Genomic DNA, 10,844 nt, shown 5'->3' on the forward strand with positions numbered 1-10,844 from the left:
TTTTGAATTGGAGTTCAATCTAAAATCCAAAATCTAAAATCTAAAATTCCTAGTCCCTATACTGGTGACAATAGCTTGACTTTGCGCTCTAAAGAGTTCATTAGGGACTGGAAGGGCTGGACAAATTTGTTAATACCTTCGATTAACAGTTCATCCATAACAGCATTGAGATCAATATTGATGTCGGGGTCTTTGAGGCTTTCTATTAGCTGATAAGCTTCATCTACTCCTGTTTCTAGACGATTAGCGACACTACAGTGTTCGGCACAGGCGGTAATTGTTCCTGGTGGTAGGGTGTTGACGGTATCTGGGCCAATTAACTCATCAACATACATGACATCGCTGTAGTTGGGGTCTTTGGTGCTGGTGCTAGCCCACAATAATCTTTGCACTTTTGCGCCTTTGGCGGCTAGGTTTTGCCAACGACTATCCGCAATAATTTTTCTGTACTCTTGATAAGCAATCTTGGCATTTGCGATCGCTACTTTACCTTTGACGGCTCTAAGTCTGGCTTCTAAATTAATATCATCAACGCCCCGTTGTAATTTGGCATCAATTTTGCCGTCAACGTTGCTATCAATGCGACTAAGAAAGAAGCTAGCCACAGAAGCAATCGAGCTGATATCTTTACCCTGTGCCAAGCGTTTTTCTAAGCCCCGCATATAAGCCTCTAATGTCTTGATATAGCTTTGCACAGAAAATAGCAGAGTAATATTCACATTAATGCCTTCAGATATTACCTGTTCAACTGCTGGTAATCCTGCCTCTGTACCAGGGATTTTTATCATGACATTTTCCCGCCCAATTTCTTGGAAATACCGCCGGGCTTCTGCTATTGAGGCTTGGGTATCATGGGCGATGGTTGGGGGTACTTCAATACTCACATAACCATCTTGTTTATTCGAGGCTTCATATACAGGGCGCAAGATATCACAGGCATTGCGGATATCTGCAAACACTAGGGATTCATAAATTTTGTATGTGGGTAGTTTTGCCTCAATGCCGGCTTCGATATCAGCATCATAAATCGCATTATCCGCGATCGCTTTTTCAAAGATAGCTGGGTTGGAGGTAATGCCACAGATGCCTTGATTTTCAACTAGGTTTTTGAGTTCCCCTGATTGAATAATGTCCCGGCTCAAATTATCCATCCAAATACTTTGGCCGTATTGTTTAATTTCTAATAGATGATTGGTGGCCATAGCTGTTGTTTCACTCCATTAATGATGTTTCTAAGTGAATTTGACCAAACTCATCAAAATCAAAAGTTTTGATGGTGACATTTGCATTTTTGCGTCGTTATTCACTTATTGCATCGGCCAGCTGAGATAATCTGAGTGCTATTAGCGGTAGCGCGGCGTTTAGCCGGTGCTGAGTGCTGAGTAAAGATACTGTTACGATACTCATTTCCTGCCTTCTGCCTTCTGCCTCCTTAATGACCATTCTGAATAAACGACTCTACCTTGGCGACATCCTCTTTGCTACCAATAATTAATGGGGTGCGTTGATGCAGTTTTGTCGGTACTACGTCTAATATTTCTACTAAGCCTGTAGTAGCACGACCGCCAGCTTGTTCCATCAAAAAGGCTAGGGGAGCAGATTCATATAACAACCGCAATTTTCCTTCTGGTTTTTGAATTGTACCTGGGTAAATAAATACACCACCTTGTAGCAAAATCCTGTGGATATCACTTACCATTGCGCCACTGTAGCGGGATGTGTAACCTTCTGTGCGATGGACGTAACGGATGTATTCCCGGTAGGATTCTTCCCATTGCCAAAAGTTACCTTCGTTCACGCTGTAGATGGGGCTGTGGTTGGGAATCCTAATATTTTCTTCAGTGAGGATAAACTCTCCCAAGCTGGGATCTAGGGTAAAAGAATGAACTCCTGTGCCAATGGTATAGACCAGCATGGTGCTAGGCCCGTAAAGTATGTACCCCGCAGCAATTTGCTTACGTCCGTTGGTGAGTAGGTCTTTAGCCTGTCCATCACTATCGTCTCCTTCTTGTTGACGAATCGCAAAAATAGACCCCAAACTCAGATTAGTATCGGTGTTTGATGAACCATCAATGGGGTCATATAGCAGGGTATAGCGACCTATGGGGCAATTTTCGGGAATGTAATAGGGTTCATCCATTTCCTCGGAAGCTAGGCGACAAACTAAGCCGCTTTGCTTAAACACTGAGATAAATACGTCGTTGGCGTAGACATCCATCTTTTTGACGGATTCTCCTTGCACATTGACTTCCCCAGTAAATCCCAGAACGCCTTCCATTAGACCGGCACGACTGAGGCGACGCGCAACTAGTTTGCCTGCTAAAGCAATCCGATTCATCAGCGCACTTAAATCTTGTGCATCTGGGGAAAAACTCTGAAGTTGCTGTAGTACGTGACGTGATAAGGTTGTACAATCACGATCTAGGCTTTTGTCTGTAGCGTCGTTCATCGACATCTCTAAAGGTTCTGACGCTTTAGTCATTTTGGTTACTCCCTAGGGACTGGCTGTTTGTTAGTTGGGTGAGTCAGTTTCATTATGGCAACTTATAGCTGCTGCCTCTATCTTAGAAAGGTAATTTGATAACTTAGATGTGATTTTAGATAAACTAAAGGAATCAATTTTTTTGGCTGCCATGCTTGGGGCGATCGCCATTGCAGAAAAATAAGTTTACAGCATTTACTTAGTGTTTATTACATCTAAACAAATAAATCTTACGTAGAATACAAATTTTTCTACCAAAAAAAATCCGACGAGTTATTAGAAATTTTTGCCTAAAGTTAACTGGTCGGATTGGTATTGTCAATTTGTTAATAATGGCTGATTATTGCTAGCACTTCATAGCAGAATCAACACTTCAATCCTTTGAAGGTAAAGATACAATGCACACAAATTTTAGTAGAGAAGAATATTTTTTCCTTTGTGTTTTGGTGTTTAAAAAATGATTTTTTTTACCACAGAAATAGGAAAAAAATCATTTTTCTACTCGTGACACTGGGAAAGGTAAACTTCACGCCCATGGACGTTGCGCTACTCTAAACAATAGTGCTAAAATTCGTAGCCAGATTAAAAGTCTTGTCTTTTGTTCCAACCACCTCGTCGGTCATCTTCTCGCGGTTTAGCTTTGTTGACTCTAAGTTGACGACCCATCCATTCTGCACCATCTAATTCAGTAATAGCTGCATCCTCTTGGGTGTCTTCATTCATTTCAACAAAAGCAAAACCACGCATCCGCCCGGTTTCACGGTCAGTAGGTAAAACAACTCTTTTGACTTCGCCGTAGTCTGCAAATACGGCTTTCAAGTCTGCTTCGGTAGCTTGGTAAGAGAGATTTCCAACGTAGATAGTCATGTGGGATCACGTAATTGTCAAAAACAGAGCAACTAGTTCAGCGATAAAACAGATTGCAAAGCTTGCATAGTCTCTTTTAAGTCACAGATGGCAAGTGTTGTAAGGCAGCATTTATATTGCTAGCATAATCTTCAACTAATCCTCCTCTGCTTCTGAACTAAAGCATACGCTCATATAATAACTGATTGTGACATTTTTCAAAGTGAGAGATTTTACAAACTTTCAATAAAATACAATTAGCAACTCTTATATGTTTGATAGTTCAGATAATTTTGTTTTCTAAAATACAATTTTCAGAATATTAGCACTCCTCGAAATAGAATTTTGAGGGTTCTTGGTTCAGTAAACCAACTTATTTAAGATCCGGTGATTGCTGTTTATCTTAAGTAAGCCGTGGGAATAAATAAAACTATGTTAAACAATGTAAAGTTATCGGAATTGATTTCTTAGTCAGGGATTTAGCCCTTTTTTTAGGACTAAATCCCTGACTATAAATCTTTAATTATTTACACTTTGCCATTACGATCATCTTGATCTGGCGTAGAACCAGGAATAACTGGTTGAAGTAGAGGTGGTTCAGATGAGACAGGCGTATCACTAGAATTAGTTTCTACTTCATTGTTGTTAGGCTTTGGTGTCTGCTGAGGATTAGATGCTTGTTGCTGCTCAAGTTTTTGTTGTGCGATTTTTTGATCAACTTGCTGCATTAGTTGTTCAATTTTTTGTGCTTGCTCAAGATTACCTTGCTCGCGGTATTGGTTATGGGCGCGTTTTAAGGCACTGCTAGCTTTTTTTAGGTCGCCTTGATTGTATAAAGTGACACCTAAATTATAATAAGCTGAGGTATTTTTAGGATCTTGACGAACAGCCTGCGTATAGACTGTAATAGCTTCAGCAGTTTGACCTTGGAGTACCATCAGACTTCCCAAATTACTATAAGCGGCGGCATTTTTGGGATCTAATTTAAGAACTTGCTGATAAGTGGCGATCGCTTCCTCCATTTTGCCAGATTCTTGCAGGGCGATCGCTAGATTATGATAGGCATTAGCATTGCTGCTATCAAAATTAATTGCTTGTTGGTAAGCTGCGATCGCTTCTGGTAGTTCTCCTTGTTCGTAGAGTAATAAACCCAAATTGTATTGAGTTGTTGCCCTGCTTGGATCTACTACTAAAGCTTGACGATAAGCTGTAATAGCTGCTTCTTTTTGTCCTTGGCGATGCAATGCTAACCCTAAGTTGTAATAAGCTTCTCCCAGATTGGGGTTAATTCTAATCGCCTCACCATATTCCTGCACTGCTACATCTAGACGATTTTGCATGAGGAAAATATTACCCAGATAATTCCTTGCCATGCCAATATTTGGATCTTGCTGCAATGCTTGACGAAAAGCATATTCTGCACCTGGCCAGTCGCTGCGGTTGTAGCGCGTCACTCCCTGTTGGTAAAAAATAGCCGCATCTAAATCCTGAGAGATAGGAATTTGTGCGAGTACCTTACCTCCTGGCAAATTAAAAACCGTCGGTGCAGCCAACATCAAAACAGCAGAGGCAGCACAGAGAAGCCCTAATGGTGGCTTTTGCCAACGGGAAATGCGATGACAGGTGATGGAAGAAAAACCGTATAACCACTGCTTCAAAAGATGTTCTTTATACATAATGGAATCTCTGCACGAAGGTTTAGATCCTTATAAGTCAGAGTACCCACCACTACATGAAAAATTAAAAGTTGCACAAGAAAAATTTGTAAAGAGACTGGGAATTGGGCATTGGGAAAAATACTACCCTTTTCTTTGATCTAAACTCCCCACTCCTCACTCCCCACTCCTCACTCAGCACTCAGCACTCATTACTCAGCACTCTCTTAGCTTCTGGCAAAATTAACATGGCATCACCAAAAGAATAAAACCGATATCGAGAAGCGATCGCTTGCTGGTATATATTTAATAACCTCTGTCTGCCTATGAGCGCACTAACCAGCATTAGTAAACTAGAACGGGGTAGATGAAAGTTAGTAATTAAACCCTCCACGACTCGCCATTGGTAGCCAGGATAAATAAATAAGTTGGTTTTTCCACAAAAAGGTTGCAAATCTCCAGATGCGGCGGCTGCACCTTCTAAAGCGCGTACTGCTGTCGTTCCTACAGCGATAATGCGACCCCCTGCGGCTTTGGTGGCGCGAATTTTCTCTACAGTATCGGCGGGAACTTCAATCCATTCTTCGTGCATTTCATGGCTAGTGACATCTTCCACTTCCACAGGGCGAAAAGTTCCTACACCAACGTGCAGAGTAATAAAAGCTTGATTGATATTGCGATCGCCTAATTTAGCAATTAATTCTGGTGTAAAGTGTAACCCAGCCGTTGGAGCTGCGATCGCTCCTGGTTGTTCGGCGTAAACAGTTTGATACTGTTCATCTGCCGCTTGGGATGTAGTAATGTAAGGCGGAAGCGGGATTTCACCGAATTTATCTAAAACTTTGATTAAAGATTGATTATCTGGTGTATCAAATTGCAATAAGCGTCCACCTGTGTCCTTATCTGTTTCTAAGACGGTAGCTGTTAGCTGAGGATTGAGGACTGGGAACTGGGGATTGGGGATTGGGGAGAGAGGAAATTTTCCTGGTTCAAAAAAGATTTTACTTCCTGTTTTAAACCGTTTTCCGGGTTTAACTAGGGCTAACCAACAGTTATGCTGGCGTTCTTCTAGAAGTAAAATTTCTACTTCTGCACCAGTTGACTTACGTCCATAAAGTCTTGCTGGAATGACTTTGGTGTTATTCATGATTAACAAATCTCCAGGGCGCAGGAGGTCTGGTAAATCATGAAAAATGTGGTTTAATGGTGCTGTTGTATTTCCTGTAGTCTGAGCATTAACTACCAACAAGCGAGAACTATCTCTAGGAACAGCCGGATTTTGAGCAATCAGTTCTGAAGGCAGTTCATAATCATATCCAGCTAATGAACAATCTAAATTTGTATCTTGTGTTGCTTGTTTAGACATTTGAATGTGATTGACTTGTAATACTAGCTGTTCTATTGAAAGAGTGCTGTTAGCGGTAGCGCGGCGTTTAGCCGATTGTGAGTAATGAGTAATGAGTAATGTTAGCGGTAGCACGGCGTTTAGCCGGTGCTGAGTAAAAATCCTAGTCCATAGTCCCTAGTTCTTATTCACTAGTACAGCGTGGCGTAAATCAAGCTACCATCTCACACAAGCAAAATTCTTCATTTTTGACTTTTGACTTTTGACTTCCGCGTAGCGGTGCTAGTCCCTTGCTTAGACTACAAGAATCAGTGACGCGTAGACAATAATATAAAAATTGGGTAAAACTCCCCATGCAAAGACGGGGGCTTTTACCCTACCGAAAGTAGGGATCAATTTAAGAAGATAGAAATGTAGGATTGGCTTTGATCCAAAAGCATTATGATGGAATACTTGTATTATCTGGCAAATGCCAGTCTCACCCTGAGAGTTGTTCAACACTTGCACGCTAGACCTAGAACTCCTGTTTCGTTCGTCACCGTGATTCATCAAATTGATGGTTGGGTGGTGAGGATCAAACTAAAAGGTCAAATTTCGCCCCAAGAGGATGGAGATATTCGAGCTTTTCTCAATGAAATGGGAATTAGCTATGAGCCGCCGATGCGGGTACAAATGGCACTTTGGAGTTTAGAAGCTGGGCAATGCCCTGTTGATGTGATGCGCCGCTATCAAGTAGCGATCGTTTCTCACGGTAGCCCAGAAAGAGAGGAAATAGAGGCTTTCCGACAACAGTTTGTCCGGGGGTTGGGTTATTGTCCAGAAACTCTGGCCTGAAAGGGAACAGGGAACAGGGAACAGGTGACAGGAAAAACTAGGTTGGCCAAAATTCTAGTTAGCCCTTTACCTTTTTTCATAAAACCTTATGTATTTAAAGATGTTACATACAATTTGGTAATTGGTAATAAAGATATTTCATCCATAACCAATTACCGATCGCCTCTAATCAATCACATCGAAAGCAGCCGGAATATATTCTTGTAACTGAAATTGGTATCCTGCAACCGATGAGATGGCTAGGGCTTCTGGAATGACTTTGTGATGAGGGTATTGTTGCGAAATTGGCTGACAACGAACGATCGCCACATCAAAGCGACAGGAGCAATTTGCTTTCTCAGGGTATTTGGCTAAAAATATGCCAGCAGTCCGTCCGATTTTCGCCTGTTTTTTAGGGGTAATGGCATTTTTACCCCAGGAATCCCAATTACCGATACTACGGGTTTTAACTTCTATAAAAGCCAGTGTAGAGTCTATTTGGTTTCTTGTTGTATTGGGATACTGAGCGATAATGTCAATTTCTCCCCAACGACAACAAAAACGCCGTTGTATAATTAACCAACCTGTAGATTGTAACCATTGAGTTACGAGGTCTTCTCCTAATTCCCCAATATCGGCATAATGTGATGGAGGAGGATTTACCATTGGCTGGGAATAGCATGAATTTTAAGTTATCTAGGTTAAGCGATTGGCTATACTGTACTTTTCTTGCGGAAAATTACGTAAACAGCGATCGCCTATTAGCTTCTAAACTCGATTTATCTTCTACTCGCTTCGAGTTAGGGCATAAAAAATATCATCGAATTTTGACCAATATACTTAGTTTATTGCTGTGCATAGCAGTCGGCATCACGGTAATTGCTGGTTTTTCTCCCACAGCTTTAGCACTTGAGTACAACAAAGAAATTTTAATAGAGGCTGATTTTTCAGGGCGTGATTTAACAGACTCTAGTTTTACGAAAGCTAACTTGCGTCAAAGTAACTTTAGTAACTCTAATTTACGGGGTGTGAGTTTCTTTGCTGCCAATTTAGAGTCAGCCAATTTACAGGGAGCAGACCTAACAAATGCTACCCTAGACTCAGCTCGTCTCATCAAAACTAATTTAACAAATGCTGTATTGGAAGGAGCATTTGCGGCTAGTGCCAAGTTTGACGGCGCAATTATTGATGGAGCAGATTTTACTGATGCGCTATTACGTCAGGATGAACAAAAAAAATTGTGCAAGTTAGCTAAAGGTACTAACCCTACTACTGGACGTGACACACGGGATAGTTTGTTTTGTCCTTAGTATTAATACATATTAAAAAATAGAACCCCAATTTCTTGAAGAAATTGGGGGTTTGCTATAAGTATTTTTTAATACTTATCTTTTGGTGATTCTACTAATATCTGACTGGTACTATTGGCTGGTGATGTGGGAGGGACTATTGGTTGTGGATCTATGAGTGTAGCCTCACCATCCTTATTGGTTTGATTCCATAAAATCATTGACAGTAACCCATCAACTAAACCGTTAGTGCTGCCATTGCTACCACCAACTAAGATATCAGGAATCAAGCGGACATTGCGATCGCCAATAATCTGCATGAGTTGCATGGCTGTATAACCTTGTGTTCCCAAGGCTTGCACACCAGTACGGTAGGTTTCAGCTTTGGCATTACCTGTGGCGCGAATCCCTTCCGCTTCTGCGATCGCTTTGAGTTTGGTAGATTCTGCTTCCCCATTGGCGTGCTTAATGTTTGCTTGGGCTTTCAGTTCCGCAATCTGCACGCTTTGCTCTGATTTCACCATTTCTTGTTGAATATCAGCCAAAGCTGTCTCCCGCACAAGTTTCTGGCGTTGGGTTTGTGCCATTTGCTGCACTTCGTAAGTTTTGCGTTCTTCTTCAGCAATCTTACGTTCTGTTTGGGTTAACATCAGCGATGCTGGTGGTTGAATATCACCAATTAAGGTATCAATTGCTTGCACGTCATAAGCTCGCAATGCTGCTTTAATATACTCTGAGGCTTCCACTTGGCGTTCACTCCGAGCGTTTAAAAAGTCCAGCACGGTGTAATCTTGGGCTGAGTTGCGGAAATAATTACCAATGCTGGGTTCAAGGACGTTATCAACCAAATTTTGCATTGCACCCACGCGGGAAATTACTTTCGGTGCATCTAACGCGCCAACATGGATGATTTGCGATACTTCTAAATCAAAGGCGAAACCATCTTTAGAACGGACAGTTAAAGATTCTAAATTCGCGTCGTATTTATGCCTTTCTGTGCGTCCTGACCAGTTTAATACGATGTTAGTAGTTGGTACTAACTCTACTTTCATGATGCGGGTGTTGATGGGATGTTTACCCGGATACAGAGGTTCAACCCAGACACCTTTATGACCAGGATTCACTAAGTTACCGTGGGTAAAAGCTGCACCACTCACATCTTCTTGGGCTTTACCGACGAAAGAAATTACCACACCTACATAGCCAATGGGAATTTCCGTCATTGGTACTTGTTCAACGTTGACAAGCCAGGGATTGAGATTCCAAGAACCAGAAAGCAGAATTTGCTCTTGTAAACCCCTGCGTCCCCCACCATCCAAAAATTTCTGACCGTTTTGGAAGTTATCGTGTCCTGTAATCACTGTACCGGCAATTTCACCTCCGGATATCGGCATCCCATCTAAGGTGGTGACGATGCCCACTTTATCAGATGCCACAGTATACACGCGTAACTGTTCGGGAGTCATACCGTGAGTAGTGGCGTTGGCAGCCATGATTACTTTAAACAGGGCAGTGTTGATCCGGTATGTACCAGCAGTGATAAACCCCATTTGCCGCCCTTTTTCGCCTCCTTGGGTGAGGAATTTTCGGGCATCTTGAAAATTATCACAGCTAACGATTTTACCTAATATCCGTTCTGGTGGATTAGATTCGCCATCAGCAGCGACAATAACCGCAATTTCACCTTGAGGAACAACAACAACTGTCTCTTTGCGTACCGAATATTGCCAAGGCCAATAACCCCAGTGCCAACCAGGTGCTAAGGTGTCAGCTTGCAAACCTGCTTCACCGTTGAGGGCAATTAGCTGTCCGGCTGGTAGACCTTTTCCAGAAATAGTGAATTTTTTGACAACAACGCCAACTTCTCGTTCGCCAATAACTACTAATCCACCAAAGAACAGGGGGAAAAAGATGACCAAACCACCAACCACCACAATGGGGACAAGCAATACAGGATCAACTCCAACTGCTTGATATTGCCTGTTGCTGATTTGTAATTGAGCAATATTTGGTTGTGTCTGCTCCAGAGGGACTGATGCAGAGGCAATTTCTTCTAAAGTAGATGTTTTTACATTAGTAGCGTTGGCAGGGTTAACACTACCAGCTAATGCTAAGGAAGCTATAAATGTAGTTGCAAAACAAGCTAATTTATTTTTTTTAGTCTTACCAAGGGAAGATGAAAAATTTTTCATAATTTGCGCCCTTCTGGGCAACTAATTATCTAAAGTATCACTTCACTTGCTAAAGACAGGTTTTCTTAAACTTGGTGTAATTTTTTTGATTTATGCCTATCGTAACCAGCAGTTTTGCGTACAAGAAATGGGAAGTGTGAACCAAGACTAAGTAAGTCGGTGGTAATCCAATACGGTTCAGTTAAGGCTCAAAGTGATGTAAAGTAAGCATTGTTGCCAAGA

Annotated in this window: 9 protein-coding genes; 2 read left to right on the plus strand and 7 right to left on the minus strand. The window is 41.7% G+C overall.

All coding sequences use genetic code 11. The annotated features are described in order from the left end of the window. Window positions 1-56: 56 nt before the first annotated feature. The 5 genes from tal to queA all read right to left on the minus strand — a co-directional run bounded on the left by tal (window position 57) and on the right by queA (window position 6,349). Window positions 57-1,202 (minus strand): transaldolase, encoded by a 1,146-nt coding sequence (tal, locus tag ACM0OR_RS21400; protein WP_414578639.1) that lies wholly within the window; start codon window positions 1,200-1,202, stop codon window positions 57-59. A 230-nt stretch (window positions 1,203-1,432) separates the two neighbouring features. Further along, window positions 1,433-2,482, minus strand: coding sequence for a class 1 fructose-bisphosphatase (fbp, locus tag ACM0OR_RS21405; RefSeq protein ID WP_414578641.1), 1,050 nt, complete (start codon window positions 2,480-2,482; stop codon window positions 1,433-1,435). Window positions 2,483-3,064: 582 nt separating this feature from the next. Continuing rightward, window positions 3,065-3,349 carry an RNA recognition motif domain-containing protein gene (locus ACM0OR_RS21410; protein ID WP_190700146.1) on the minus strand — a complete coding sequence of 95 codons (285 nt, stop codon included), beginning with the start codon at window positions 3,347-3,349 and terminating at the stop codon, window positions 3,065-3,067. A 506-nt stretch (window positions 3,350-3,855) separates the two neighbouring features. Next, the gene (locus tag ACM0OR_RS21415; protein WP_414578643.1) at window positions 3,856-5,004 is read right to left on the minus strand and encodes a tetratricopeptide repeat protein; all 1,149 of its coding nucleotides are present in this window, start codon (window positions 5,002-5,004) and stop codon (window positions 3,856-3,858) included. Between the two features lie 181 nt (window positions 5,005-5,185). Beyond that, window positions 5,186-6,349 (minus strand): tRNA preQ1(34) S-adenosylmethionine ribosyltransferase-isomerase QueA, encoded by a 1,164-nt coding sequence (gene queA, locus ACM0OR_RS21420; RefSeq protein ID WP_414578652.1) that lies wholly within the window; start codon window positions 6,347-6,349, stop codon window positions 5,186-5,188. A gap of 423 nt (window positions 6,350-6,772) precedes the next feature. On the opposite strand from queA, the gene ACM0OR_RS21425 reads away from it, so the two are divergent. After that, window positions 6,773-7,162 carry a hypothetical protein gene (locus tag ACM0OR_RS21425; protein WP_190700334.1) on the plus strand — a complete coding sequence of 130 codons (390 nt, stop codon included), beginning with the start codon at window positions 6,773-6,775 and terminating at the stop codon, window positions 7,160-7,162. Between the two features lie 165 nt (window positions 7,163-7,327). On the opposite strand, the gene ACM0OR_RS21430 is transcribed toward ACM0OR_RS21425, so the two are convergent. Beyond that, entirely contained in the window at window positions 7,328-7,807 is a 480-nt protein-coding gene (locus tag ACM0OR_RS21430) for a YraN family protein (protein ID WP_414578645.1), read from the minus strand. A gap of 14 nt (window positions 7,808-7,821) precedes the next feature. Here ACM0OR_RS21430 and ACM0OR_RS21435 point away from each other — a divergent pair, with 14 nt between their 5' ends. Beyond that, the gene (locus tag ACM0OR_RS21435; protein WP_414578646.1) at window positions 7,822-8,451 is read left to right on the plus strand and encodes a pentapeptide repeat-containing protein; all 630 of its coding nucleotides are present in this window, start codon (window positions 7,822-7,824) and stop codon (window positions 8,449-8,451) included. A gap of 68 nt (window positions 8,452-8,519) precedes the next feature. Here the strand turns inward: ACM0OR_RS21435 and ACM0OR_RS21440 are convergent, their stop codons facing one another. Then, a complete protein-coding gene (locus ACM0OR_RS21440; protein WP_414578648.1) occupies window positions 8,520-10,622 on the minus strand; it encodes an SPFH domain-containing protein in 2,103 nt (700 codons plus the stop codon). Window positions 10,623-10,844: the final 222 nt, after the last annotated feature.

Source organism: Anabaena sp. CCY 9402-a, assembly GCF_963920945.1.
GTDB lineage: Bacteria > Cyanobacteriota > Cyanobacteriia > Cyanobacteriales > Nostocaceae > Trichormus > Trichormus minutissimus.